The 26618-nt window shown below is 70.4% G+C and carries 24 protein-coding genes; 8 read left to right on the forward strand and 16 right to left on the reverse strand.

The genetic code is table 11. The annotated features are described in order from the left end of the window. Positions 1–17 precede the first annotated feature (17 nt). From ACFY2X_RS11875 to ACFY2X_RS11945, 15 genes are all read right to left on the reverse strand, one after another. A complete protein-coding gene (locus ACFY2X_RS11875; RefSeq protein WP_389936229.1) occupies positions 18–1346 on the reverse strand; it encodes an MFS transporter in 1329 nt (442 codons plus the stop codon). 146 nt (positions 1347–1492) lie between these two features. Further along, a complete protein-coding gene (locus ACFY2X_RS11880; protein ID WP_389936231.1) occupies positions 1493–2182 on the reverse strand; it encodes a hypothetical protein in 690 nt (229 codons plus the stop codon). Positions 2183–2245: 63 nt separating this feature from the next. Then, complete coding sequence (locus ACFY2X_RS11885) at positions 2246–2593, reverse strand: DoxX family protein (RefSeq protein ID WP_389936233.1); 348 nt, start codon at positions 2591–2593, stop codon at positions 2246–2248. Between the two features lie 135 nt (positions 2594–2728). Then, on the reverse strand, positions 2729–4648 hold the full coding sequence (locus ACFY2X_RS11890; protein ID WP_389936236.1) for a helix-turn-helix domain-containing protein: 1920 nt from the start codon (positions 4646–4648) through the stop codon (positions 2729–2731). 123 nt (positions 4649–4771) lie between these two features. Continuing rightward, positions 4772–5518, reverse strand: coding sequence for a 3-hydroxybutyrate dehydrogenase (locus ACFY2X_RS11895; RefSeq protein WP_389936239.1), 747 nt, complete (start codon positions 5516–5518; stop codon positions 4772–4774). A gap of 85 nt (positions 5519–5603) precedes the next feature. Continuing rightward, complete coding sequence (locus ACFY2X_RS11900; RefSeq protein WP_389936243.1) at positions 5604–6197, reverse strand: GyrI-like domain-containing protein; 594 nt, start codon at positions 6195–6197, stop codon at positions 5604–5606. Positions 6198–6345: 148 nt separating this feature from the next. Further along, positions 6346–6732: a tautomerase family protein gene (locus ACFY2X_RS11905; RefSeq protein WP_389936247.1), complete on the reverse strand. Its 387-nt coding sequence runs from the start codon at positions 6730–6732 to the stop codon at positions 6346–6348. 57 nt (positions 6733–6789) lie between these two features. Continuing rightward, the gene (locus ACFY2X_RS11910) at positions 6790–8181 is read right to left on the reverse strand and encodes a class II fumarate hydratase (RefSeq protein ID WP_389936250.1); all 1392 of its coding nucleotides are present in this window, start codon (positions 8179–8181) and stop codon (positions 6790–6792) included. A 140-nt stretch (positions 8182–8321) separates the two neighbouring features. Next, the gene (locus ACFY2X_RS11915; protein ID WP_389936253.1) at positions 8322–10112 is read right to left on the reverse strand and encodes a protein kinase; all 1791 of its coding nucleotides are present in this window, start codon (positions 10110–10112) and stop codon (positions 8322–8324) included. 78 nt (positions 10113–10190) lie between these two features. After that, positions 10191–11315, reverse strand: coding sequence for a protein kinase (locus ACFY2X_RS11920; protein ID WP_389936256.1), 1125 nt, complete (start codon positions 11313–11315; stop codon positions 10191–10193). A gap of 138 nt (positions 11316–11453) precedes the next feature. Further along, entirely contained in the window at positions 11454–12062 is a 609-nt protein-coding gene (locus ACFY2X_RS11925) for a superoxide dismutase (RefSeq protein ID WP_389936259.1), read from the reverse strand. 205 nt (positions 12063–12267) lie between these two features. Then, on the reverse strand, positions 12268–12585 hold the full coding sequence (locus tag ACFY2X_RS11930) for a hypothetical protein (RefSeq protein WP_389936262.1): 318 nt from the start codon (positions 12583–12585) through the stop codon (positions 12268–12270). 50 nt (positions 12586–12635) lie between these two features. After that, the gene (locus ACFY2X_RS11935) at positions 12636–13052 is read right to left on the reverse strand and encodes a TIGR03668 family PPOX class F420-dependent oxidoreductase (RefSeq protein WP_389936265.1); all 417 of its coding nucleotides are present in this window, start codon (positions 13050–13052) and stop codon (positions 12636–12638) included. A gap of 198 nt (positions 13053–13250) precedes the next feature. Further along, complete coding sequence (locus ACFY2X_RS11940; RefSeq protein ID WP_389936268.1) at positions 13251–14903, reverse strand: fumarate hydratase; 1653 nt, start codon at positions 14901–14903, stop codon at positions 13251–13253. A 351-nt stretch (positions 14904–15254) separates the two neighbouring features. After that, positions 15255–16265: a DMT family transporter gene (locus tag ACFY2X_RS11945; protein ID WP_389936271.1), complete on the reverse strand. Its 1011-nt coding sequence runs from the start codon at positions 16263–16265 to the stop codon at positions 15255–15257. A gap of 67 nt (positions 16266–16332) precedes the next feature. On the opposite strand from ACFY2X_RS11945, the gene ACFY2X_RS11950 reads away from it, so the two are divergent. The 7 genes from ACFY2X_RS11950 to iolD all read left to right on the forward strand — a co-directional run bounded on the left by ACFY2X_RS11950 (position 16333) and on the right by iolD (position 24504). Further along, positions 16333–17778 carry a PLP-dependent aminotransferase family protein gene (locus tag ACFY2X_RS11950; RefSeq protein ID WP_389936274.1) on the forward strand — a complete coding sequence of 482 codons (1446 nt, stop codon included), beginning with the start codon at positions 16333–16335 and terminating at the stop codon, positions 17776–17778. Positions 17779–17953: 175 nt separating this feature from the next. Beyond that, positions 17954–18931, forward strand: a complete 978-nt coding sequence (locus ACFY2X_RS11955; protein WP_389936277.1) for a Gfo/Idh/MocA family oxidoreductase — start codon at positions 17954–17956, stop codon at positions 18929–18931. 49 nt (positions 18932–18980) lie between these two features. Further along, positions 18981–19919, forward strand: a complete 939-nt coding sequence (locus ACFY2X_RS11960; protein ID WP_389936280.1) for a TIM barrel protein — start codon at positions 18981–18983, stop codon at positions 19917–19919. Continuing rightward, positions 19916–20881: a 5-dehydro-2-deoxygluconokinase gene (gene iolC, locus ACFY2X_RS11965; protein WP_389936283.1), complete on the forward strand. Its 966-nt coding sequence runs from the start codon at positions 19916–19918 to the stop codon at positions 20879–20881. The genes ACFY2X_RS11960 and iolC overlap by 4 nt, the downstream gene beginning before the upstream one ends. Before the next feature lie 14 nt (positions 20882–20895). Further along, on the forward strand, positions 20896–21777 hold the full coding sequence (locus ACFY2X_RS11970) for a class I fructose-bisphosphate aldolase (RefSeq protein WP_389936833.1): 882 nt from the start codon (positions 20896–20898) through the stop codon (positions 21775–21777). A gap of 67 nt (positions 21778–21844) precedes the next feature. After that, complete coding sequence (gene iolB, locus ACFY2X_RS11975) at positions 21845–22666, forward strand: 5-deoxy-glucuronate isomerase (RefSeq protein WP_389936286.1); 822 nt, start codon at positions 21845–21847, stop codon at positions 22664–22666. Beyond that, a complete protein-coding gene (gene iolD / locus ACFY2X_RS11980) occupies positions 22663–24504 on the forward strand; it encodes a 3D-(3,5/4)-trihydroxycyclohexane-1,2-dione acylhydrolase (decyclizing) (RefSeq protein ID WP_389936289.1) in 1842 nt (613 codons plus the stop codon). Before iolB ends, iolD begins: the two co-directional genes overlap by 4 nt. Here iolD and ACFY2X_RS11985 read toward each other — a convergent pair. Continuing rightward, positions 24495–25664 (reverse strand): MFS transporter, encoded by a 1170-nt coding sequence (locus ACFY2X_RS11985; protein WP_389936292.1) that lies wholly within the window; start codon positions 25662–25664, stop codon positions 24495–24497. The genes iolD and ACFY2X_RS11985 overlap by 10 nt on opposite strands. Before the next feature lie 335 nt (positions 25665–25999). Here ACFY2X_RS11985 and ACFY2X_RS11990 point away from each other — a divergent pair, with 335 nt between their 5' ends. Beyond that, positions 26000–26602, forward strand: a complete 603-nt coding sequence (locus tag ACFY2X_RS11990; RefSeq protein ID WP_389936295.1) for a DUF1707 domain-containing protein — start codon at positions 26000–26002, stop codon at positions 26600–26602. Positions 26603–26618: the final 16 nt, after the last annotated feature.

Consider the following 26618-nt stretch of genomic DNA (forward strand, 5'->3'; position numbering starts at 1 on the left):
GATGTTCTCCGTACGGCTCAGCGGATGGTGGGGGCTGCGGTGGGCTCCTCGGAAGAGCCGAGGGTGGCGAGGTCGCGGCCCTTGGTCTCCCGGGAGGCGAGAACGGTGACCAGGGTGACCACGGCGGCGCCGGCCACGTAGAGCATGATGGGGAACGCCGACTTGTACGCGCTCAGCAGGGCCACCGCGATCAGCGGGGCCAGGCCGCCGGCGATGATCGAGGCGAGCTGGGCGCCGATCGACACGCCCGAGTAGCGCATCTTCGTGGCGAACAGCTCGGAGAAGAACGCCGCCTGCGGGCCGTACATCGCGCCGTGCAGGATCAGCCCGACCGTCACCGCCAGGGCGATCGCGGCGAAGTTCTTGGTGTCGATCAGCGGGAAGAACGCGAAGGCCCACAGGCCCACTCCGGCCGCGCCGAGCAGGTAGACCGGTCGGCGGCCGATCCTGTCGGAGAGCGCGCCCCACAGGGGGATGGAGACGAAGTGCACGGCGGAGCCGATCAGCACCGCGTTGAGCACCGTGGGCTTCGCCAGCCCGGCCGTGGTCGTCGCGTACACCAGCACGAACGCGGTGATCACGTAGTAGGAGACGTTCTCCGCGAAGCGGGCGCCGATCGCGGTGATCACGTCCCGCCAGTGGTGCCGGAACACCTCGACGATGGGCATGCTCTCGGTGGGCTTGGCGTTGGCGACGGCCTGCTGGAAGACCGGCGACTCGCTGATGGACAGCCGGATCCAGAGGCCGACCAGCACCAGCACGCCGGAAAGCAGGAACGGGATGCGCCAGCCCCAGCTCTGGAAGGCCTCGTTCGACTGGACCGCGGCCAGCACCGCGAGCACCGCAGTGGCCAGCAGGTTGCCGCCGGGGGCGCCGGACTGCGGCCAGGAGGCCCAGAAGCCACGCCGTTCCGCGTCGCCGTGCTCGGAGACGATGAGCACCGCTCCGCCCCACTCGCCGCCGAGGGCGAAGCCCTGGACGAGCCGGAGCGCGGTCAGCAGCAGCGGCGCCACCGAGCCGACCGCCGCGTGCGTCGGCAGGCAGCCGATCAGGAAGGTCGCCCCGCCCATCATCAGCAGGCTGATGACCAGGAGCTTCTTGCGGCCGAGGCGATCGCCGTAGTGACCGAAGACCAGCGCGCCCAGCGGGCGGGCGACGAAGCCGACCGCATAGGTGAGGAAGGCCAGCAGGGTGCCGGTGAGCGGATCCGACGCGGGGAAGAAGAGCGCGGGGAAGACCAGCGCGGCGGCGGAGCCGTACAGGAAGAAGTCGTACCACTCGATCGTCGTGCCGATGAGGCTGGCCGCCACGATCTTCCCGATAGGAGTGCGTGTTTTCTCTGTCATCTCACTCACCAATGGGTAGCGCTGATGGGGGGATGTCGGCTCACGGTACGTAGTGACCGGCGTCACTCCTATGGGGTCGGCCGCCATAGCGGGCGGCTGAGCTATGTGGACCCGAATCCGCGCTCAGGATGATCAAGGCGATATGTTCAGTCCCCGCCCCGCGGGCTTCCGGTGATGGCGCGACGCCAGTTCGTCCCGTCCAGGCGGGAGGGCCGCACCGGGGATTCGGGTGGCGTCAGCACGGCGGCCGGTTCGTCCCCGGCGGGAGCCTCGATCTCCTCGTAACGCCCGTCGGGGAGCCGCACGATCACCCCGGTCTCGACGCCGTGGGTGCGCCGGTCGCGCGCCTGCAACCCCAGCGCGATCCGATATGCGATGACATAGGCGAGGACGGGACCGGCGAAGACCGCGACCCGGAAGAACCACGTGGTGGCGTTGAGCGAGATGCCGAAGGTGTGCGCCAGGACGTCGTTGCCGCCCGCCATCCACAGGATGCCGTAGAACACGACTCCGGCCACGCCGACCCCCGTGCGGACGGGCGCGTCCCTGGGGCGGTCCAGCAGGTTGTGCACCCGGTGATCACCCGTGACACAGCGCTCCAGGAAAGGCCAGAGCGCCAGCCCGGTGAACAGCGCCCCTGGCGCGACCAGAGCGGGGATCAGCACGCTGAGCGACAGGGTGGAGCCGAAGACGGTGATCTCCCAGGACGGCATGATGCGCAACGCGCCCTCCATGAACGCCATGTACCAGTCGGGCTGGGAGCCGGCACCGATCACGCTGGGCCGGTAGGGGCCGTACAGCCAGATCGGGTTGATCTGGAAGAAGGCCGCGAGCAACGTGATGACGGCGAACTCATCGGCCTGGCATCGCCGTCTACCACACTGCGATCCGCGCGGCTGTCAGGCGATGTATCCCAGCGCCAAGGTGGCGATCACCGGGCCCATGTACAGCAAGGGGAAGACGACGGTCGAGTACGAGCGCGCCCGGAGCACGGTGACGACGGCTCCGGCGAAGTACAGCACCAGGCCGATCCCAGCCAGGACGCCTACGACCGGCACGAACAGGCCGACCAGCAGGCCCGCGGACCCTGCTGCCTTGGCCGCACCGAGCCAGGTCCACCACGAGCGGGGAACGCCGTAGTCCATCAGCGGCTTCACGACCCACTCGGCGCGGCGAAGGAGGGAGAAGGCAGAAAACCCCACCCAGAGGGCGGTCAGGACGGTGATGATGGCGGCGGTGGTGGGCATGGGGATACTCCCTGATTGGTGCTTTCTTGTGACACCAATCCTGCGAGCCTGGGTTGATAGATCAGCGATGCGTTCACAATGCACGGCTTCCCGGCCGACCTGTGACCCAGCAGTGGGCCATTTCGCTCGAAGGTTCTAGTGGCTGAGCCGGTGGAGCCGCAGGGCGAGCTGGATCTCCAGGGCGCGCTCCGGGTCCTGCCAGTCGGCGCCGAGGAGCTGGGCGATCCTGTCCAGCCGCTGGGTGACGGTGTTGACGTGGATATGGAGGGCGTCCGCCGTGCGGGAGAGCGAGCCGCCCGTGCCGAAGTAGGCGGTGAGCGTGCGGATCAGGGCGGTACCCCTGCGGGCGTCATAGTCGATCACCGGGCCCAGCGTCGAGCCGAGGAACGCCTCGATGTCACGCCCGTCGCCGACGAGCAGCCCGACGAAGCCCAGCTCGGTGGCGCTGGCGCCCTGCCCCGCCCGGCCCAGGGCCAGCAGGGCGTCGGCGCAGCGCTGCGCCTCGCGGTGGGCGGCGGCGATCTTCGCGGGCCCGCGCACCGGACCGCAGGCGCCGGCGGTGGCCGGACGGCCGAGAGAGGCGCTCAGCTCGGCCGCCACCCGCTTGGCGAGGTGGCCGGGCTTGTTGCCGGGGAGCAGCAGCACCACCTCGTCCCCGCGCTGGGCGGCGAGACCGTGGTTCAGCGTGGCCTGGGAGGAGGCCCAGAAACCGGCGCGCTCACGCTGGCCGTCGTGGCGGACCACCACCAGCACGTGGTCGGTGTCCAGGTCCACCCCGACGCGCCGGGCCCGTTGAGCGAGGCCGTCGAGAGCGGGACGCGAGATCAGGTCGTCGAGCAGCTCGCCCCTGACCCGGCCCTCCGCCTCGGCCACCGTGCGCCGGAACAGCATCAGCAGCGCGGTGACCAGCGCGGCCCGTTCGAGAATGCGCTGGTCGGTGTCGGCCACCTGGCCCTCGGCGCGCAGCACGAGCGTGCACAGCGGCTCGGCCCCCACGTCCACCGAGGCGACCAGCAGATTGCCTCTTTTGACGGTACGGCCCAGCGCCCGGGACGACTGCGCGGCGTCGGCGATCATGGCCGCGGTCGCCCCGGGGCCTCGCTTCTCGTTTCCGGCGCCGAGACCGGCCTCCTGCTCCGACACGCCCGTTTCCAGGTCGGCCAGATCCCCGGTGATCGGCCGTCCGGCGTCGTCCAGCACGACGAGCGAGCCGCCGAGCACCTCGGTGACCACGGCGGCGACGTCCTCGACCCCGCCGCCGCGCAGCACCAGCCCGGTCATCCGGTCGTGCGCGAGCGCGGCCCGCTCCACGGCCTCGCTGTGCGCGTTCACCTGTCGGTTGGCCTCGCTGAGCTCCTCCAGCGCGTTCCTGGTCTCCTGCAGCAGCCGGGCGTTGTCGATCGCCACCGCCGCGTGCGCGGCCAGCGAGCTGAGAAGCACCACCTCGTCCTGGGTGAACGGCCGCACGCTCCGGTTGGCGGCGAACAGCACGCCGATGACCCGCGCGCCGAGTTTGAGCGGCACGCCCAGGATGGCGACCAGGCCCTCCTCGTGCACGGCGTCATCGATGTCCATCTTGTGGTGGAAGCGCGCGTCGGCGAAGTAGTCGGCCGTCGCATAGGGCGTGGCGGTCTGGGCCACCAGCCCGCCCAGACCGGCGCCCATGGCCAGCCGCAGCGCGCGGAACTTGGCCGAGACCGAGCCGTCGGTCACCCGCATCCAGGTGTCGCCCCGCTCGGGGTCGTGCAACGTCATGTAGGCGGCGTCGGTGCCCAGGAGCTGCCGGGCTCGGTGCACGATGGCCTCAAGCACGGCGTCGAGGTCCCGCAGCCCGGCCAGGTCGCTCGCCGTGTCGAACAGGGCCGACAGCTCCGCCTCGCGCTTGGCCCTGCGCCGCAGCAGCGCCCGCACCTTCAACGCGGCGAGCTTGGCCTCCTCCAGCTCGGCCAGCGTCACCGCGTCGGTTCCGGCGGTTCTGGCGGCCAGCACGGGCCCCTCGAACTCGACCGCCGACGCCTCTCTGGCCAGCAGTTCGAGGAAGATCCGTGCGCTCATGTCTTCCATTGTCGTGACCTTTCCGCTCTCTGGAGGGAGCGGCTTCTCGCCTTTGGTCTCCTCACCGGATCTCAGGCGCGACGCCGTGCCGACGTCGGGCCTGCGCTGTGCCGGTGCCGCGGTTCAGCGGGCGGTCCAGCCACCGTCCACGGGCAGGGACGTTCCCGTGATGAACGAGCCGTGCGGGCCGCACAGGTAGGCGACCAGTTCGGCCACCTCCTCCGGTTCGATCAGCCGTTTGATCGCGGCCGGGGCCAGCATGATCTGCTCGACGACCTTGTCCTCGCTGATGCCGTGGGTCTCGGCCTGGGCTCTGATCTGCTTCTCCACCAGCGGGGTGCGGACGTAGGCGGGGCTCACGCAGTTGGAGGTGACGCCGTGCGGGGCGCCTTCCAGGGCGATGACCTTCGACAGCCCTTCGAGCGCGTGCTTGGCCGTGACGTACGCCGACTTGTACGGCGAGGCACGGAGCCCGTGAGCCGAGGAGATGTTGACGACCCGGCCCCAGCCCCGCTCGTACATCCCCGGCAGGACCGACCGGACCAGCAGGAACGGCGCCTCCACCATGACCTTGAGGATCTTGGCGAAGACCTCCGGCGGGAACTCCTCGATCGGCGCCACGTGCTGGAACCCGGCGTTGTTCACCACGATGTCCGCATCGGCGGGGAGCGCGTCCACGAAGTCGGGCGTCGACAGGTCGGCGATCACCGCCGTTCCGGAGATCTCCGCGGCCACCTTCCCGGTGGTCTCGGCGTCCATGTCGACCACCGTCACATGTGCCCCGGCGGCGGCCAGCCGGTGGGCGCAGGCACGTCCGATCCCGCTGCCCGCCCCGGTCACCACAGCTCGCCGCCCCGTTAGGTCAATCATGCCGTCGAATCTAGGCAATCAGCCGAATCCCGGCCCATGTTGCCGACAGCCATAGTCATGTCGTCACCTATGTGTCCAAGGCGCATCACCCTTCGGCGCCGTGAGCGGCCGCCAGGGCCGCGACGGGATAGCGGATGATGGTCCGCATCTTCTCCGGCGCCGTACGGTCCGGCACCGACAGGTAGATCTCACGGTGCCGCCCGACGACGGTCAGACCCTGGCCGAAGATGAACTTCATCAACGTCCCGACGGTCGCCGGCTCCTCGCTGTAGGGACCCGTGTGCAGGATCTGGGCCGCCCTGCCCCCGGCCATCGGCGCGAGACGTATCCCGCCGACCTCCGCTCCGGGCTTCTTGCGGCGGACGACGTCCACCGCCCGTGCCACCATCTCGGGGGTGACCGGTTCCGGCTGGAGGATGCACATGGTCCACTGCATGGCCGCGCGGTCGTCGGGAGTGCCCTCCCACAGGCCTTCGAGAGGGGCGACCGAGTAGGTCAGCGTCGGCTTGAGTTCCGTCCGGATCGCGTAGGCGACGCCGTACAGGCCCTCGACGACGGCCTTGTAATGATCGCCGGAGGGGTCTCCCAAGCCGTCCGCCATGAGATAGGACAGCTCGGGGATGTCGATGAGGGAGGGAGCCGCCGTGGCCGTGTAGAGGCTGTGATGAGTCTTCTTCATGGAGCCAGGCTGGACTCTCCCTCAGTGGGAGAGTCCAGTCGTCCGCGGGGCCGGACGGCGGCCGGGGGAGGGACGGCCCCGCCGAGGGTCAGCCGGTGACTCAGACAGCGGCTCAGACAGCGGCTCAGACAGCGGCTCAGCCGGTGACTCAGACGGTGACCGGGTAGGTGAGCGCCAGCTCGTCGCCGGGCAGGCCGCGGATGCCCCAGTTGACCCGGGGCGACTCGACGATCACGATCTCCAGGTCCTCCGCGGGGAGGTCGAGCCTCTCCTGGGCGCGGGCGAACAGGGTGCGGATCAGGTCGCGCTTGGCCTGGTCCGACCGGCCCTCGAAACAGAGGATCTCGACGATCAGATATCGCTCGCCACGCTGCGGGCAGACCAGGTCCTCGGCGTCCAGCAGGAGGAACCGGTGGAACCTCTTGTCCGCGGGGAGCTGCCATGCCTCGGTCAGGCAGTCGTGCACGGTGTCGGAGACTTCCCGGCGACGGCCGGACCAGACGTCACGACGGCCGTAGAACTTGATCTGGGCCATGATCCCATCTTTCCAGGCCTCGACCGGTCTCACGACCGTCCTCGCGGCGGTGCCGGGTCAGCCGGGCCGCCGTGTCATCGCCAGCACGTCCAGCAGGGCGTCGAGCTGCTCCTCGGTGAGGGTGCCGTTGGCGACGTGGCCACGTTCGATGACGACCTCGCGGATCGTCTTGCGCTCCGCCAGAGCCTGCTTGGCGATCTTGGCGGCCTCCTCGTAGCCGATGTAGGGGTTGAGGGGCGTGACGATCGACGGGGACGACTCGGCGTACTCGCGCAGGTGGTCGGCGTTGGCGGTGATGCCGTGGACGCACCGGTCGGCGAGCAGCCGGGAGACGTTGGCGAGCAGCCGGATGGACTCCAGGATGTTGCGGGCGATGAGCGGCAGCATGACGTTCAGCTCGAAGTTGCCCGAGGCTCCGGCGAAGGCGATGGCCGCGTCGTTCCCGATGACCTGGGCGGCGACCATGTTCACGGCTTCGGGGATGACCGGGTTGACCTTGCCGGGCATGATCGACGACCCGGGCTGGAGGTCGGGCAGGTTGATCTCGCCGAGCCCGGTTCGGGGACCCGAGCCCATCCAGCGGAGGTCATTGGCGATCTTGTTGAGTGAGACCGCCACCGTGCGGAGCTGTCCGGAGAGCTCCACGATCGCGTCCCGCGCGCCCTGGGCCTCGAAGTGGTCGGGAGCCTCGGAGAACGGGAGCCCGGTGGCCTCGCGGAGCTTCTCGATGACCTTGGGGGCGAACCCGGGCGGGGTGTTGACGCCGGTGCCGACGGCCGTGCCGCCCAGCGGGAGCTGGGCCAGACGGGGAATCGAGCCGCGCACCCGGGTGATGGCGTTGTCGATCTGGGTGGCGTAGCCGCCGAACTCCTGACCGAGTGTGACCGGGGTGGCGTCCATCAGGTGGGTACGGCCGGCCTTGACCACGTCCTCGAACTGGAACGACTTGTTGCGCAGCGCGGTGGCCAGATGCCTCAGGGAGGGGATGAGGTGGTAGGACACCTCGGTTGTGGCGGCGACGTGGATGGAGGTGGGGAAGACGTCGTTGGAGGACTGGGAGGCGTTGACGTGGTCGTTGGGGTGGACGGGACGGCCGAGCCGCTCCTCGGCGAGGGTGGCGATCACCTCGTTGGCGTTCATGTTGGAGGAGGTGCCGGAGCCGGTCTGGAAGACGTCGATGGGGAACTCGCCGTCCCACTCGTTCTCCGCGACGTCGGTGGCGGCCTCGGCGACCGCCTGCGCCAGCTCCTTGTCAAGCACTCCCAGCTCGGCGTTGACCTCGGCGGCGATCGCTTTGATCAGGCCGAGAGCGGCGATGTGCGGGCTCTCCAGCCCGCGCCCGGAGATGGGGAAGTTCTCCACCGCCCGCTGGGTCTGCGCCCGCCACTTCGCGCTCGCCGGGACCCGTACGTCACCCATCGAGTCGTGTTCGATCCGATACTCGCTCATGAACCCAGTTTGCGTCCTGCGAGATGAAGCGGAAACGCGGCACCGTCCAGCCGGGAACCTCGTACGGCCTCACCCTCGGCGAGCGGGGAGAAACCGCGAGCCCGGGCGCTCACGCCCGGGTCGCTGACGTCGAGGAACGCTCACACTCCGGACGCGGAGGCGGTGGTGTCCGGGCCGGTGGCGGGGAAGATGCCCGCCGCCCCCTGCCCGCCGTTGTCCGCGAAGGCCGCCACCGCCATGATCACGATCACTATCAGGGCGACGATCGCCACTCCGATGAGGACGAGCAGGCCTACCCGGGCCTTGACCGGAGAGGCCTTCCGTCCTCCCTGACCGCCCTGCCCCGCGATCGCGAACAGCTCCGTCCCCAGCCCGGGGGGGTGCGAGTAGTCCCCGTTGGACATCCCGGACTCCTGCTGCCAGGGGGCCTGCGGCACGGCAGCGGCCGGCCCCGGCCGCTGCGGGGCGGGCTCCCCCGGCCTCGGCAGCCTCCTGGTCTCCGTCATCTGCCCGTCCGGGGTGCTCCCTTCCTGCGGCGCCACGGAGGCTCCGGGCCGCCTGGCCACCGGTGTGCCCAGCGCCGAGGGGCCGGGGGAGGCCTGCCGCCTCGCCGCCGGTGCTTCCGATCCCGACGTGACCGGTGGCTTGTCCGCAGGCTTGTCCACGGGTCGCTTGTCCGCCGGTTGTCTGCCCGCCGGGGAATCGCCCGCCGGTGTGACCGTGGGGAAAGCCTGAGCCGCAGAGGAAACCGGAGCCGCGGGAGTCTCGGCGCCGCCGGTGGTGGCCGGGCCGCTGGCGGTGGCCGGGTTGCCGGTGGTGGCCGGGCCGCTCGTGGGCAGGCGCAGACCGCCCTTGGGCCGGATGACCAGCATGGTGCGATCGGCGTCGAACTCCTCGTCCGCGTCCGCCGCGGGCGGGTTCTGGGAAGCCGCGGGCGGGCCCTGCGGAGCCGGATCCGCCGCGAGTGGGCTTTGCGGAGCCGCGGGCGGCCTCTGGGGCGCCGCATCCGCCATGGGCCGGCGTTGGGGAGCCGCGTCCGTCACGGGCCGGCCCTGCGGAGCCGGTGGGGCGACCGGAGGCGTCACCGGTGCCTGCCCTGCCACGTTCGTGGGGGTGTCGGCCACGGCCCGGAGCATCGCGATCGCCTGGGCGTGTGTCGGCCGCAGCTTGTGATCCCTCTCCAGGAGCTGTTCCAGCACCGGACGGAGCGGTCCGGCCTGGACCGGTGGGTCGACCTGGTCGGTCATCAGCGCGGCCAGGGTCTCGGAAACCGTGGATCGTTCGTAGGCCGGACGGCCTTCCACCGCGAAGTACAGGGTGGCTCCGAGTGACCAGAGGTCCGACTCGGGTCCGTTGTGTTCTCCGCGAGCCCGCTCGGGCGCCGTATATCCCGGGGAGCCGATCACCATGCCTGTCTTGGTGAGGTTGGTGTCCCCCGCGGCCTTGGCGATACCGAAGTCGGTGAGGACCACCCGGCCACTCTCGGTGAGCAGCACGTTGCCAGGTTTGACGTCGCGGTGGAGCACGCCCTGGTCGTGGGCGGCGCGCAGCGCTCCGAGAAGGTCCACCCCGATCTCGGCGACCAGCCGAGGTGGCAGGGGGCCCTCCTCCTGGATGATCCGCTCAAGGGAACGCGCCTGCACCAGCTCCATGATGATCCATGGGCTGCCGTCCTCCACGATCGCGTCGTGGACGGTGGCCACGGAAGGATGGCTGATGCGGGCGGCCGTACGGCCCTCGCGAATCATGCGTTCCCGCAGCTCGGCGCGTTGCGCATCGGTGAGTCCCGGCTCCTGACGGATCTCCTTGATCGCGACCTCGCGGCCGAGGGATCGGTCGTGAGCACGCCACACCGTGCCCATGGTGCCCCGGCCAAGCGGCGTGATCAGCTCGTAACGGTCAGCGAGCAGCCGCCTCTGCTGTTCCGACATGAAATGAAGATAGCCATTCTTCTTCGAAGTACTGTTCTGACACGGGAAGAAGGTAGCCATTCTTCCTTGAAGGTCGCTTTATCCTCGCTTACGGAGTTCCCGGGGCCACAGGAGGCGCGGGAGTATCAGCCTGATCAAAGTCGTCATAAATCGGACAAACGGCCGTGGAGCGGGCGGCTTGACCGTCGGCTTGCGATGCACGCCTTCGGCCGGACGGCGGTGCCCGCGGGGCTGCGGGACAGGGGTCGGCTCGGGCAGCGGAGCCGGGACCGGCGCGGAGCCGACCCGGTGCAGCCCACGGTGCTGCGGGCGGCGGCTGAACGAGGGGACGGCGATCGTCGCGGTGCTCTTGACCGTGTTCTTGGCGTTCTTGGTCGTGCCCTTGGTCGTGCTCTTGGCGGTGTTCTTGACGGGCTTGCTCGGAGCCCTGGTGGCGATCGACTCCTCGGCCGATCCGCCGGCCGCCACCCGCGCGAGCATCAACGAGGCGCGGACCGCGTCGAGCCGGGTGTCCGGATCGATCCTGAGCAGCCCCTGGAGCACGGGGGTCAGCGGCCCGGCCTTCTCCATGGGGATCGGCTCACCGCTGGTCAGCGCCGCCAGCGCGGCGGCGGCCGTACGGCGCCCGTGCAGGCCCCGGCCCTCGACGGCGGTGTAGAGGGTCGCGCCGAGCGACCACAGATCGGCGGAGGGGTTGGCCTTGGCACCCAGCACGCGCTCGGGGGCGATGTATCCGGCCGACCCGAGCACGATGCCCGCCTGGGTGATCGACACGTCGCCTTCGAGCGCGGCCAGGCCGAAGTCGGTGAGCACCGCCCGGTCGGCGGTCACCAGAACGTTGCTGGGCTTGACGTCGCGGTGGAGGATCCCCTTGGCGTGCACGGCTCGCAGCGCGCCCAGGACCTGACGCCCGATCTCCGCCACCTGCCGTGGCGGCAGCGGGCCCTTGTCCCGCAGGAGCTGCTCCAGGGACCTGGCCCGGAGGAGCTCCATCACGATCCAGGGACGTTCGTCCTCGGTCACGACGTCGAAAACGGTGATCACCGAGGGATGGGCGACCATCGCGGTCGCCCGCCCCTCGCGCTCGGTCCTGACGCACAGCTCCGCCCGTAAATCCTCGTCGAGGACCAGGGGCAGGCGCACCTCCTTGACCGCCACCTCGCGGTCGAGCAGCTCGTCGTGCGCTCGCCATACGGTACCCATGCCGCCGCGCCCAACCGGCTCCGCCAGTCGATAGCGCGCTGCAAGAAGGTATCCGGACGGCGCACGCATGATGGGCAGCTTACCGATTTGCGTAATGAGACCAGTAGAGACCGGGCCGAAACTTCTTGCGATCTTCGGTCAGATTTTCGTGCTCGTCACTGTTGAGAAACGCTGGGTGACATCCGTCCAGTTGACCAGACCCCACAACTTCTCGACGTAGTCGGGACGCACGTTGCGGTACTGCAGGTAGTAGGCGTGCTCCCAGGCGTCGAAGACCAGCAGCGGCGTGGTGTTCATGCCGACGTTGCCGTGGTGGTCGTAGACCTGCTCGACCACCAGGCGGCGGCCCAGCGGCTCCCAGGCCAGCACGCCCCAGCCCGACCCCTGAACACCGGCGGTGGCGGTGGTGAGCTGCTTCTGGAAGGCCTCGAACGAGCCGAAGTGCTCGTCGATCGCCGCGGCCAGCTCACCGTCGGGGCGGTCGCCGCCGTCGGGGGAGAGGTTCTGCCAGAAGATCGAGTGCAGCACGTGCCCGGACAGGTTGAAGGCGAAGGTCTTCTCCAGCCCGACCAGCCCGCCGAACTCGCCCTTGTCGCGGGCCTCGGCCAGGCGCTCCAGGATGTCGTTGGCGCCCTTGACGTAGGCGGCGTGGTGCTTGGCGTGGTGCAGCTCCAGGATTTCGCCGGTGATCGCCGGTTCCAGGGCCGCGTAGTCGTACGGCATGTCCGGAAGGGTGTACTCACCCATGGGTCTACCTCCTCGTTGATCACTGCCCTCCGGACACTATTGCAAGTGATTTGCATTTGCATCAGACCTGCGACCTAGGCCTGATTACTGTTGCGAATTATTCGCAACTGCTCCATGATGGCGGTGTCAGTTTGGTCCAGGGGGTCTCGTGTCTGTCGGACTGACGTCCGGCGTGGAGCCGGTCACCCGCAGCGTTCCGGTTGATCTACGAGGCGGTGTTCGCAGCACCGCCGTGGCACGAGACCCCCGACCAGATCGAGGTGTTCACCACCTGCATGCCCTCCCGCGTCGGGTGCCCGAAGATGTACCCCTTCTGCTCCGCCTCGGTGTTGCGGAGGCGGAGCCGGGCGCGGTCCACCCCGAAGTAGGCCTGGTGGCCGCCCTGCCGCTTCTCCATGACGATCGCGAAAACCGTCGCCGGCCCGATGCCGTGCACGGCCGTGACCGTCTCCACGTAGCCCTTCGCGGCCCACTTCTCCCAGAACACCTGATACTTCTTGGCTGTCAGGTTGTGCGCGGTCACGTACACGACATGAGATCCACCGGGACCCGCCGAGACCCGCGAGGCAGGGCTCAGGCGCCCGCGTATGACCAGCCCGTCCAGGACTCCACCGCGACGAGGACGACAGGACCTCGCGGCGGGCGGTCACGGTACTGCGGGTAGCGCTCCGCGAGGCGTGCCAGGGCCCGTTCCCGGGCCGGTCCCTCCTCGGCGATCCGCGCCCTTCCGTCGGCGCGAACCCACCACAGCCGTGACCAGTCGTCGTCGTAGTGGTCCACCAGCAGGCACACCCGATCGTTGGCGGCGATGTTGCGCAGACGGCGGAGGTTCGTCGTGCGCTTCGGCTTGTGATCGATCGCGAAGGCGATCACGTCGTCGTCCACGTCGAAGGTGACGGGCACCAGATGCGGCGTGCCGTACGCGTCGGCCGTGGCCAGTCTGGCGACCCGGGCGGTCTGGAACCTCGCGCGTGCCCGGAACTCGTCCACCCGGCCATCATCCCCGCGACGGTGCCGGGCTCACCCGAGGGAGACGCGGAAAACGGGAATCCCGAGCTCTGACGCGATGTGCGCGAAGGACGTGCGCCTCGAAGCGGGCTTCGAACCGGCTTTGAACCGGGCTTGAACCGGGCTTCGAACAGAAAGGCCCGGCTCGTGAGGAGCCGGGCCTTTCGGGGGGCGATGGGATCAGCGGCGGCCGATGGACAGGACGGGGCCGGTCGCATCGGCGAAGAAGTCTTCGCCCTTGTCGTCGACGACGATGAAGGCGGGGAAGTCCTCGACCTCGATCTTCCAGACGGCTTCCATGCCGAGTTCGGGATATTCCAGGACCTCGACCTTCCTGATGCAGTCTTGGGCGAGGCGGGCGGCGGGGCCGCCGATGGAGCCGAGGTAGAAGCCGCCGTAGGTCTTGCAGGCGTCGGTGACCTGCTTGGAGCGGTTGCCCTTGGCAAGCATGATCATGGAGCCGCCCGCGGCCTGGAAGCGTTCGACGTAGGAGTCCATGCGACCGGCGGTGGTGGGGCCGAAGGACCCGGAGGCGTAACCCTCGGGGGTCTTGGCGGGACCGGCGTAGTAGACCGCGTGGTCCTTGAGGTACTGCGGCATCTCGCCGCCGGCGTCGAGAAGCTCGCCGATCTTGGCGTGGGCGATGTCGCGGGCGACGACGAGGGGACCGGTCAGGGACAGGCGGGTCTTGACCGGATACTTCGTCAGCTCGGCGAGGATCTCCGGCATCGGGCGGTTGAGGTCGATGCGCACGACGTCGTCGGACAGGTGCTCGTCGGTGGTCTCCGGCAGGAACCTCGCCGGGTCGGTCTCCAGCTGCTCCAGGAAGATCCCCTCGGGGGTGATCTTGGCCAGGGCCTGGCGGTCGGCGCTGCAGGAGACCGCGATGGCGACCGGGCAGGAGGCGCCGTGGCGGGGCAGGCGGATGACGCGGACGTCGTGGCAGAAGTATTTGCCGCCGAACTGCGCGCCGATGCCGAGCTTCTGGGTGAGCTCGAAGACCTTGGCCTCCAGCTCGACGTCACGGAAGCCGTGGCCGCTGGGGGAGCCCTCGGTGGGGATGGTGTCCAGGTAGCGGGCGCTGGCGTACTTGGCGGTCTTCAGGGCGAACTCGGCGGAGGTGCCGCCGACGACGATCGCCAGGTGGTACGGCGGGCACGCGGCGGTGCCCAGGGAGCGGATCTTCTCCTCCAGGAACTGGAGCATCCGCTTCTCGTTGAGGACCGCCTTGGTCTCCTGGTACAGGAACGACTTGTTGGCGCTGCCGCCGCCCTTGGCCATGAAGAGCAGCTTGTACTCGTCGGCGTGGCCCCCGGGGTCTTCGGCGTAGAGCTCGATCTGCGCGGGGAGGTTGGAACCGGTGTTCTTCTCCTCCCACATGGTGATGGGGGCCATCTGGGAGTAGCGCAGGTTCAGCTTGGTGTAGGCGTCGTAGACGCCGCGGGAGATGTGCTCGGCGTCGGCGCCGTCGGTGAGCACGTGGCGGCCGCGCTTGCCCATCACGATCGCCGTGCCGGTGTCCTGGCACATCGGGAGCACGCCGCCGGCCGAGATCGAGGCGTTCTTCAGCAGGTCGAGGGCGACGAAGCGGTCGTTCCCGCTGGACTCGGGGTCGTCGATGATCTTGCGCAGCTGGGCGAGGTGGGATGACCGGAGATAGTGGGAGATGTCGTGGATCGCCGTCTCGGTCAGCAGCCGGAGGGCCTCGGGGTCGACCTCCAGGAACCTGCGGCCCGCGGCCTCGACTACGCGCACCCCCTCGGAGCTGATCAGACGGTACTGCGTCTCATCCGGCCCCATGGGGAGCAGGTCGGTGTAGTCGAACTCGGGCATCGTCTTCGATCCTCCGTGCCAGGGGCCTTCTCTGGTCCTCCTAGAGGGTAAGGCCTCCTGCGCGGCGGTCTGGAGCGCCGTACACGCCAGCCGTACGCACCAAGGGCGGCATGAAGGCGGAAATAAGTATTTGGCACAACCATTAGCCGCCCATGGCATCCATTGTCCCCTTATGTCCGAAAACACGGGGGAAGCTAGAGGAGGGACCGGGCCGTGCCCGGGGGATGCCGGAGGAAGTCATGACTACCGGAAACATCATCACTACCGGAAACATCGTTATGATCGCGATCATCGCGGTTGCCGTGGTGGTCGGTCTCGTTGTCTCGCTGATCACAATCACGCTCAGGAACATCAGGGAGACCGGCGGGCAGACCCCTCAGTGGCCGGTGAGCTGGCCTGAGCGGGAGGTGAACCTGCCCCAGCAGCGGCTGGAACCGTCGCAGGAGAGCGTTTCCCAGCAGCGGGAGGAGTTGCCGCAGCCGAAGACGAACCAACCGCGCTGAGGCCGATGAGGATCCCGGCGACCACCAGGGCGGCTCCGGCCAGGTCGGGCGCGGAGGGCGTGCCCAGGCCGAGAGCCGCGCCGGTGACGATGGCGCCGACCGGGATCAGCCCGGCGAACAGCCCCGCGGTTCCGGCGCCGATCCGGGGCAGCGCGTCGTACCAGAGGAAGAACGCCACGGTGGTCACGATCACCGACTGGTAGCCGAGGCCCAGGGCCTCGGGAAGGGTCGGCGCGCGGAACATGGCGGTGCCGTCCACGAGCAGGCCGATGACCACCAGCAGCGGTACCGCCAGCGCGGCCGAGTAGGCCGAGACGCGGACGGCCCCCAGCTTGGGCAGCAGCGGAATGGCCAGCAGCGAGAAGCAGACCTCGCAGAACAGCGCGCCCAGCGACCACAGCAGCCCCGGCAGGTCGCCGCTGCCCAGCCCGGTCGCCAGCGTCGCCCCGGCCACCACGACCGCCGAGCCCCCGACGACGCGCGGCGACGGACGGCCGCCGAGCAGGGCCAGAGCCAGGGGAACGGTGCCGAGCACGGTGCCGACCAGGGCGGGGCCGCCGCGCCGGGTGGCCTCGATCACGCAGACATTGAAGATCACCAGGCCGAACAGCGACAGCGCGGCCAGCAGCCCGGTCTCACGGGGCGTCAGCCGTACGAACCGCAGGCCCGAGAATCGGGCGGCGGCCAGCAGGGCGACGGCGGCGAGCAGGTAGCGGAGGGCCTGGCCGCCGTAGACCGGATAGTCCTGGATCGTGCCCGAGACCCCCGCCAGGGTGCCCACCAGGAACATCGCTCCCGCCGCCTGAGCCAGGTGGCGAGCCTCCGGGCGGAGGGCGGTGGTGGTGACATCTGCGTTCATGTCGGGAATGCTAGGAAGTCAATGGTTCCCTTGAGGGGTCCAATGAAACGGCGATACAGAGGACCAATTGGCCGACCTGCATGTGATCATCGACCGGGCGGCAGGGGGGCTCGCCGGCCAGCTCGCTCGTGAGCTGCGCGAGGCCGTACGGCAGGGCAGGCTCCCGGCGGGAGAGCGGCTGCCCGCCAGCCGGGAGCTGGCCAGGGACCTGGGACTGTCGCGCGGGGTGGTCGTGGAGGCCTACGAGCAGCTCGCCGCGGAGGGGTTCCTGATCTCGCGGGTCGGCGCGGGCACCACCGTGGCCCCGGCGGCGGGCCGGCCTCCGGCGGACTCCTCCCGCGACCCCCTGGTGCCGGCCTGCGAGCCGTACTACGGGCGCCGTTCCACCTCTCCCGACCTGGGAGCCTTCCCCCGGGAGCGGTGGCTCGCCTCGATCAGGCGGGCGCTCGCCACCCTGCCCGCCGACGCGCTGGACTACGGCGACCCCGGCGGCATCCCGGAACTGCGCGTGGAACTGGCCGCCTATCTGGGCAGGGTCCGCGCGGCGGACGTCACCCCGGACAACCTGGTGATCGTGGGCGGAGTGGCCCAGGGGGTGAGCCTCACGGTCCAGGCGCTCGCCGGGCAGCTCCCCGTAGGCCGGGCCAGCCACGACCTGAACTGGTTCGTCGACCGGATCGCGCATCCCGCACCGCCGCCGGGCCGGATCCGCCTGGCGGTCGAAGATCCGGTCAGCATGCGCCAGCTTCCCCTGCTCCACGCGGCGGGGGCCGACCTGGTGACGGTCCCGGTGGACGGGGAGGGCATCGACGTCGGGGCCCTGGCCGCGACCGGGGCGCGGGCGGTGTTGCTCACGCCCGCTCACCAGTACCCCACCGGAGTGGTGCTCTCCCCCTGCCGCCGGGGCAGGCTGATCGAGTGGGCCGCCGACACCGGCGCGATGATCATTGAGGATGACTACGACGCGGAGTTCCGCTTCGACCGTGACCCGGTGGGCTGCCTGCAGGGGCTCGTCCCCGGCCGGGCGATCCTGGTGGGGAGCGTGAGCAAGTCCCTGGCCCCGGGGCTCCGGCTGGGCTGGGTGGTGGCCCCGCCCGAGATCGCCGAGTCGGTACGGCGGGCCCGCGGCGAGCTGGACCTGGGCTCACCCGTCCTGGAGCAGTACGCGCTGGCGGACCTCATCAGGAGCGGCGGTTACGACCGGCACCTGAGGAAGATGCGCAGGGATTACCGCGCCCGGCGTGACGCCTTCGTGCGGGCGCTGGCCGAACACCTGCCCGAGATCACGGTGCACGGCGTCTCCGCCGGGCTGCACCTGTTCGCCGAGCTGCCCGGCGGCTGGGACGAGCTGTCGGCCGCCGAGACGGCCCAGGCCTGCGGCCTCGCCGCGGAGCCGGTGGGCCCGATGCGGAACTCTCCGGGTCCGCCCGCCCTGGTCATGGGCTTCGCCCGGCTTCCCGTCCACCGCGCCGACGATGCCGTCCGCGCTTTCGCGAACCGTCTTCCACGCTGACCCGGAGTCGCCTCCGCGCCGGCCGCGGGGCCGCCCGTGCGAAGGGCCAGGTCACCTCGCCTCCTCGCAAATGATAGATCGTCCGAATGTCCTTACAAATCCTTGACGGCTTCCGGCACCTTCGCTTAGAACTGGCTTAGAACTGACGGTCAGCTGCTTTCCCCTCGGAGGCATCATGCGTGTTGGTCTGCTGGGGCTCGGCAGGATCGGGGCCTTCCACGCCGCGACCCTGGCCGGGCATCCATGGGTCGACGAGTTGGTCGTGACCGACGCGGACGGCGCGCGGGCGGCCGAGGTGGCCGCCAGGCTCGGCGCCACGGTCGGAGACGCCTTCGACGTCGACGCCGTGGTCATCGCCACCCCCACCGCCACCCATGCCGATCTGCTGATGCGCGCCTGCGCCCAGGGGGTGCCGGTGTTCTGCGAGAAACCGGCCGCGCCGAGCGTGGAGGACACGGTCAGGGTGCTCAAGGCGGCCAAGCAGAGCGGGACGGTCGTGCACATCGGCTTCCAGCGCCGTTTCGACGCCGGTTACATCCACGCGAGAAACGCCCTGCGCAACGGCGAACTCGGCACGCTGCACCGGGTGCACATGATCACAGCCGACCCCCGGCCGCCCGCGCCCGGCTACATCCCGATGTCCGGCGGCATCTACCGCGACTGCCACATCCACGACTTCGACATCCTGCGCTGGGTCACCGGCCGCGAGGCGGACACCGTCTACGCGACCGGTTCGAACCGGGGCGAGGCCTTCTTCGCCGAGGCCGGAGACGTCGACAACAGCGCCGCGCTGCTCACCCTGGACGACGGCACGCTGGTCACGCTCCAGGGCTCGCGCTACAACGGCGCCGGATACGACGTGCGGATGGAGCTGGCCGGCACCCTGCGGACCCAGGCGGTCGGCCTCGACCCTCGCACGCCGCTGACCAGCGCCGAGGGGCTGCAGCCCACGGGCGAGCCGTGGCCGGACTTCGTCACCAGGTTCGAGGCCGCGTACGTCGCCGAGCTCGGCGCGTTCCTCGGCGCCGCGCGCGGCGAGATCGACAGCCCCTGCACCGTCGAGGACGCCTTGGCCGCGCTCTATCTCGCCGAGGCCGCCGAGCTTTCCCGGCGCGAGGGGCGTCCGGTCCGCGTGTCGGAGGTGGTCCGGTGACTTCCCTCCCACGGCTGAAGCCCGAGGCCGCCACGTCCAAGGAGTCGCGATGAAGACGGCCGGTGCCCCCATCTCCTGGGGTGTCTGCGAGGTCCCCGGCTGGGGTCACCAGCTGGACCGCTCCCGGGTGCTCGCCGAGATGCGGGAGCTGGGCCTGACGGCCACCGAGCTGGGCCCCGAGGGGTTCCTGCCGTCCTCGCCGCCGCGGCGCCGCTCCCTGCTTTCCGAGTACGGCCTGCGCGCGGTCGGCGGGTTCCTCCCCGTGGTCCTGCACGACCCCCGGTACGACCCGCTCCCCGAGGTCCGCGACGCCATGCGGGCCTTCATGGAGGGTGACGTGGAGGTGGTCGTGCTGGCCGCGTCCACCGGCGCCGACGGCTACGACGCCAAACCGGTCCTGGACGCGGGCGGCTGGCACACCCTGCTGGCCAACCTGGGGCGGATCCTGGAGAACGCCGGGGAGTTCGGCCGCACGGTCACCCTCCACCCGCACGTCGGGACCATGGTGGAGAACGCGGAGGAGGTGGACCGGGTGCTCGACGGCAGCGCGGTTCCCCTCTGCCTGGACACCGGTCACCTGCTCATCGGCGGCACCGACCCCGGCGAACTGGTCACCCGCGCCGCCGGGCGGATCGCACATGTCCACCTCAAAGACGTGGACGCCGTGCTCGCCGGGCGGGTCAGGGCGGGGGAGCTGACTTACACCGAGGCGGTGAAGGCGGGCGTCTACCGCCCGCTCGGCCAGGGTGACGTGGACGTCCCGGGCATCGTCGCCGGTCTGACGGCCGCCGGATACTCGGGCTGGTACGTCATGGAGCAGGACGTCGTCCTCGACTCCGGGGACGCCGACCCCAAGGAGGACGTCCGCGCGAGCCTGGCATATCTGAGAGGGCTCGCGGCCGAACCGGTCGAGACGGCCGGGCCGGACGGAGGGCACGGCGATGCCCGATCGGGCACCGCCGAGCCGCGAATCGAGGGACGTTCATGATCGATGTTCTGACCATGGGCCGGGTCGGGGTGGACGTCTACCCGCTCCAGGTGGGGGTGTCCCTGCGGGAGGTGGAGACCTTCGGCAAATACCTGGGCGGCAGCCCGACCAACGTGGCCGTGGCGGCGGCCCGCCTGGGCCGCTCCAGCGCGGTGATCACCAGGACCGGGGCGGATCCGTTCGGGCTGTTCATCCATGACGCGCTCGGCGAATACGGGGTCGACGACCGCTACGTCGCCGCGGTGCCTGATCTGCCCACCCCCGTGACGTTCTGCGAGATCCGGCCGCCGGACGACTTCCCGATCTTCTTCTACCGCCATCCCAAGGCTCCCGACCTGGAGATCTCCCCGGACGAGCTGGACCTTGAGGCCATCGCCGGGACCCGGCTGTTCTGGGCGACCGTCACCGGGCTGTCCCAGGAGCCGTCCAGGGCCGCGCACTTCGCGGCCTGGCGGGCCCGGGGGCGCATGCCGTACACGGTGCTGGACCTCGACTACCGCCCGATGTTCTGGCCGGGCCTCGCGGAGGCACACGACCAGGTGCGTGCGGCGCTCGGCCAGGTCACGGTGGCGGTCGGCAACATCGACGAGGTCGAGGTCGCCACCGGCACCCGCAAGCCGCACCAGGCGGCCAGGGCCCTGCTGGACGCGGGCGTGGAGCTGGCGATCGTGAAGCAGGGCGGCGACGGGGTGCTCGGCATGACCTCCGAGGAGACCGTGGAGGTGCCGCCGGTGCCGGTCGAGGTGGTCAACGGGCTCGGCGCGGGAGACGCCTTCGGCGGGGCGCTCTGCCACGGGCTGCTCGAAGGCTGGTCGCTGGAAGACACGCTGAGGTTCGCCAACGCGGCCGGGGCGATCGTCGCGGGGCGGCTGGCCTGCGCGCCCGCGATGCCCACGGCCGACGAGGTGCGGGACATGCTCGGCGCGGAAGCGCCGGGCCGTACGAAAGGGGGCGAGCGATGAGCGCAGCCGGAGGCCTGAGCGAGGAGGACTACCGGAACCTGCTCGACACCCGTGCGCGTTCCCCCTGGCGGATCGCCGAGGCGGCGGTGGCCCGCCGGCGCAGGAACCTGCTGGAGGAACGCGACCGGCTCCTCATCATCGCGGCCGACCATCCCGCCCGCGGCTCCCTCGGCGCGGGGAACCGGCCCTTCGCCATGGGCAGCCGCGTCGGCCTGCTGGAACGGCTGTGCGTGGCGCTGTCCAGGCCCGGCGTGGACGGACTGCTGGCCACCCCTGACATCGTCGAGGACCTGCTGCTGCTCGGCGCGCTGGAGGGGAAGCTCGTCATCGGGTCGATGAACCGCGGCGGTGTGCAGGGCACGGTGTTCGAGTTCGACGACCGCTTCACCGCCTACGACACCGCCTCGATCGTCCGGATGGGCCTGGACGGCGGCAAGATGCTCTGCCGGATCGGCCTGGACGAGCCGGCCACCGCCGACACGCTGGAGTCCTGCAGCCGGGCGATCACCGACCTGGCCTCGCACGGCCTGGTCGCGATGGTCGAGCCGTTCTGGTCGCGGAGGGTGGACGGCGTGATCGCCCACGACCTGTCCGCCGAGGGCGTCATACGGTCGATGCACATCGGCCAGGGTCTGGGCGCGACCTCCGCGCACACCTGGCTGAAGATCCCGGTGGTCGAGGACATGGAACGGGTGATGTCCGCCACCACGCTGCCGACCCTGCTCCTCGGCGGCGATCCCGGGATCGCCGCCGAGCAGGCCTACGCCGCCTGGCGCGACGCGCTCAGGCTCCCCGGCGTCCGGGGGCTTGTGGTGGGCCGCGCGTTGCTGTACCCCTCCGATGACGACGTGGCCGCGGCCGTGGACACCGCCGCGGCGATGCTGGAGGTGGCATGAACGAACGATCGGGCAAGCACACTGCTGAAACGTCATGTCTCGACGAGCCGCGAGCCGAGGAGAAGCCATGACCTTCATCCCGGCCGGTAGCACGGCACTGACGCCGTGGGCGCTGTTGATCACTCCTGAGTCGGCCGGGTGGACCTACACCGGGCTCCGCCTGCTCCACCTGTCCGGTGAGAGCGTCGACTTCACCACCGGTGACGAGGAGATGCTGGTCCTGCCGCTGTCGGGCTCGTGCGCGGTCGAGTGCGACGGCGTACGGCTCTCGCTGGAGGGCCGGACCTCGGTCTTCCACGCGGTCAGCGACTTCGCCTACCTGCCCGTCGGCGCGACCGTCCGGATCACCGGTCAGGGCCGCTTCGCGTTTCCCGCGGCCCGTGCGAGCAGGAGCTTCCCCGTCCGGTACGGCGCGGCGCGCGAGGTCCCCGTCGAGGTGCGCGGCGCAGGCCAGGCCAGCCGCCAGGTCAACAACTTCTGCGCGCCCGACGCCTTCGACTGCGACAAGCTCGTCGCGGTCGAGGTGCTGACCCCGGGGGGCAACTGGTCGTCCTACCCGCCGCACAAGCACGACTCGGCGTCCGAGCACGAGGCCGTGCTGGAGGAGATCTACTACTTCGAGGGCGGTCCCGGTTACCAGCGGGTCTACGGCACCCACGACGTGCTCACCGAGGTGTCGTGCGGAGACGTGGTGCTCGTCCCCCATGGCTATCACGGCCCGTCGATGGCCGCCCCCGGCTACGACCTCTACTACCTGAACGTGCTGGCCGGACCCGCCCCGAAGCGGTCCATGGCCTTCTGCGACGACCCCCGGCACGCGTGGATCCGCTCCACCTGGGCCGAGCAGGCGATCGACCCCAGGGTTCCCATGACGAAGGCGTTGGGATGAGACTCACGGTGGCACAGGCGCTCGTGCGGTTCCTCGGGAACCAGTGGTCCGAGCGCGACGGTGTCGAACAGCGGCTGGTGGCGGGGTGCTTCGGCATCTTCGGCCACGGCAATGTGGCGGGGATCGGTCAGGCGCTGGCCGAGCAGGGAGCCGGGACCGCGGGCGTCCTGCCGTACTATCTGGCCCGCAACGAGCAGGCCATGGTCCACACCGCGGTCGGCTACGCGCGGACGCGAGAGCGCCTGTCCACCTTCGCCTGCACCACCTCCGTCGGTCCGGGCGCCACCAACCTGGTCACCGGCGCGGCGCTGGCCACGATCAACCGGATCCCGGTGCTGCTGCTCCCCGGCGACGTCTTCGCCACCCGCGTCGCCAACCCGGTGCTCCAGGAGCTGGAGGACCCTCGTTCCTACGACGTGAGCGTCAACGACACCCTGCGGCCGGTCTCCCGGTTCTTCGACCGGATCAACCGGCCCGAGCAGCTCCCCTCGGCGCTGCTGGCCGCCATGCGGGTGCTGACCGATCCGGCCGAGACCGGCGCGGTCACCCTCGCGCTGCCCCAGGACGTGCAGGCGGAGGCCTACGACTGGCCCGAGGAGCTGTTCGCCCGCCGGGTGTGGCATGTTGCCCGCCCGGTGCCCGAACCGGCCGCGCTGGCACGGGCGCTGGACCTGCTGCGGGGATCGCGGCGGCCGTTGATCGTGGCCGGGGGCGGGGTGATCTACAGCGGGGCGTCGGAGCCGCTGGCCGCCTTCGCCGCCCGGCACGGCGTCCCGGTGGCGGAGACCCAGGCCGGCAAGGGAGCCGTGCCGTACGACCATCCCCGCGCGGTCGGCGCGATCGGGCACACGGGCACCGCCGCGGCCAACGCCCTGGCGCGCGACGCGGACCTGGTCATCGGCGTCGGCACCCGCTACAGCGACTTCACCACAGCCTCCCGGACCCTGTTCGGCCGGGCCGCGTTCCTGAACGTGAACGTGGCCGCCTTCGACGCCGCCAAGCACGCGGGTGAGATGCTCGTCGCCGACGCCCGCGAGGCGCTGCGGGCTCTGGACCCCGGCGACTGGACCGCCGATCCCGGCTGGACCGCCAGGGCCGCGGAGCTGACCCGCGACTGGCAGGAGCGGGTGTCCCTGGTCACCACGGGAGACACGCTGACCCAGCCGGTCATGCTCGGCGTCCTCAACGAGGTGGCCCGGCCGACGGACGTGGTGGTCAACGCGGCCGGGTCGATGCCCGGTGACCTGCACAAGCTGTGGCGTGCCGCCGACCCCGGGGCCTACCACGTGGAGTACGGCTACTCCTGCATGGGCTACGAGATCGCCGGAGGACTCGGGGTGAAGCTGGCCGCGCCGGAACGCGAGGTGTTCGTGCTGGTCGGCGACGGGTCCTACCTGATGATGGCCCAGGAGCTCGCCACCGCCGTGCAGGAGGGCGTCAAGCTCGTCGTGGTCCTGGTCGACAACAAGGGCTTCGCCTCCATCGGCAACCTGTCGGAGTCGGTCGGGGCCCGGCGCCTGGGCACGGCCTACCGGATGCGCGGCGCCACGGGCGAACTGGACGGCGCGTTCCTCCCGGTGGACCTGGCGGCCAACGCGGCCAGTCTCGGGGCCGAGGTCCTGCGCGCGGACGGCCCCGAGTCCCTGCGGGTGGCCCTGACCAAGGCCCGCGAGTCCGCGCACACCACCGTCGTCTACGTCGAGACCGTTCCCGGTCCCGGCCCGGACACCACGGCCTGGTGGGACGTCCCGGTGGCGGAGGTGTCGGAGCTGCCGGAGGCGCGGCGGGCCCGGCTGGACTACGAGCGGGCCAAGCGGGCCCAGCGGCCCTATCTCTGAGCCGCGAGCTCCTTCGTCTCCGGCTGGAAGCCCCTGGCCAGCAGCACGATCACGGCCACCAGGGCCACCGCGGGCACGAACGCCTCCCGCACCCCCACGGTGTCGTTGATGGTGCCGACCACGGCGGCGCCGACGAGGAAGCCGACGTAGTTGAACATGTTGACCCGCGCGATCGCCGTCTCGGCCCCGGCGCCGAGACGGCCCGCCGCCGAGAACGACTGCGGCGCGATCACCGACAGGCCGATGCCGACCAGGCCGAACGACAGGACGGCCACGAGGACGCTGGGGACGGCGACGACGCCGAGCATGCCCACGGCCGCGATCACCGCGCCCGCCCGGACGACCGGTGCCGGGCCGTACCTGCGCACGGCGAGGTCGCCCGGAACCCGCGCGAGGAGCATGGCCGCCTGGTAGACGAAGTAGGCGAAGGGCACCAGCCAGCCGCTCGCCGACAGCGCCTTCTCCATGTAGACGGTGCTGTAGTTGGAGACCGCCGCGTCGCCGACGTAGAGGAAGGCCATCGCCAGGCAGAGCGGGATGATCGGCCGCCATGGAACCCTGGCCGCCGTCTGTACGGCATGCGCCGTCGCCCGCTCCTCGTCCCGGTCGTAGAGCCGGGGAAGCATGATGATCGAGATCGCGGCGCCGATCGCGACCGGGATGGAGAACGACCAGCCCAGGCTCGTCCCGAGCTCGCTGAAGGCGGAGTTGAACCCGGCGCCCAGCATCGAGCCGACGCTCCAGACGGCGTGGAAACCGGTCAGCACGCTTATGCCGTAGCGGCGCTCGACCGCGACCGCCTGCATGTTCATGGCCGCGTCCACGGCCCCGACGAACAGGCCGAAGACGGCGCTGAGCAGGTAGAGCCCGATGAGCTGGTCGTTCCATCCGGAAAGGGCCACGATGACGCAGACGCCCACCTGGGAGATCCGCAGGACCGGGCCGCTGCCGTACTTGCCGGCCAGGACCCCGGCGATGCCGCTCCCGACACCGGCGATCACCGGCACGAGCAGCAGGACGAGCATGAGGTCGCCGTCGCTCAGCTTGAATCTGTGCTGCAGGTCGGTCACATGGGTGAGCAGCGTGGCGAAGCAGATGCCCTGGACGAAGAACGAGGCCCAGGTCGCCACCCGTGCCTGCTTGTCGCGTGGGGTCGGCACCACGACCTCCGTGGAACATGAGGGGGGTTCAAGTTCCCGTCAGGTTAGGGGTGTCTTCTCCGGCGGTCAATGGCCGATCACCGTGAAAGGCAGACGGTCACCGTGAAAGGCGTCCGATCGCTGTGGCAGGCAGACGGTCACCGTGAAAGGCGTCCGATCGCTGTGGCAGGCAGACGGTCACCGTGAAAGGCGTCCGATCGCTGTGGCAGGCGTCGGATCGCCGCGGCAGGCGTTCGATCGCTGTGGCAGGCGTCCGGGAGGCGAAGATTTCCGGGTACGGCGAAGCCACCCGCCGATCTCGCCGCTCCGCGGGGTCCGGCGAATATCGTCGAAGGGTGGATGGTTTCCAGTTTCCGATCATGCGCAACCACGGGCACGAGCCGCGCCCCGGAGATCTTCGGGCGGGAGACTCCGACCGGGAACGGGTGGCCGCCGTGCTGAACGACGCGCTCGCCGACGGGCGGCTGGACCACGACGAGCACGAGCAGCGACTCGGAGCGCTCTACCGGGCCCGCACGCTGGGCGAGCTCACCGCCCTCACCGCCGACCTGCTCCCGGCCGAGGCCCAGCCGCTGCGGACCGACGTCCAGCCGGTGGCGGCGTTCTTCGGTTCCGCGGAACGCTCGGGCCGCTGGGTGGTGCCCACCCGCTACTCCGTCACCGCGATCTGCGCCAACGTCACACTCGACCTGTGCGAGGCGCTTCTCCAGTCCAGCCGTGTGACCCTCCAGGTCACCGTGATGGCCGCGACCCTCACACTGATCGTCCCGGAGGGCGTCCGGATCGAGATGCCCGCCTCCACGGTCATGGGCGGCAAGAAGAACCAGGTCCCGCCCTCGCCGGACGGCCCGGTCATCGAGATCGCCGGGCTCGTCACCCTGGGCAGCATCGTCGCCAAGTCGCCCAAACGCCCGCGCCGCCCCTGGTTCCGCCGCTGACCGGCGGAACCGGGAA

This window comes from Streptosporangium sp. NPDC000396 (assembly GCF_042898655.1).
Classification (GTDB): Bacteria; Actinomycetota; Actinomycetes; order Streptosporangiales; family Streptosporangiaceae; genus Streptosporangium.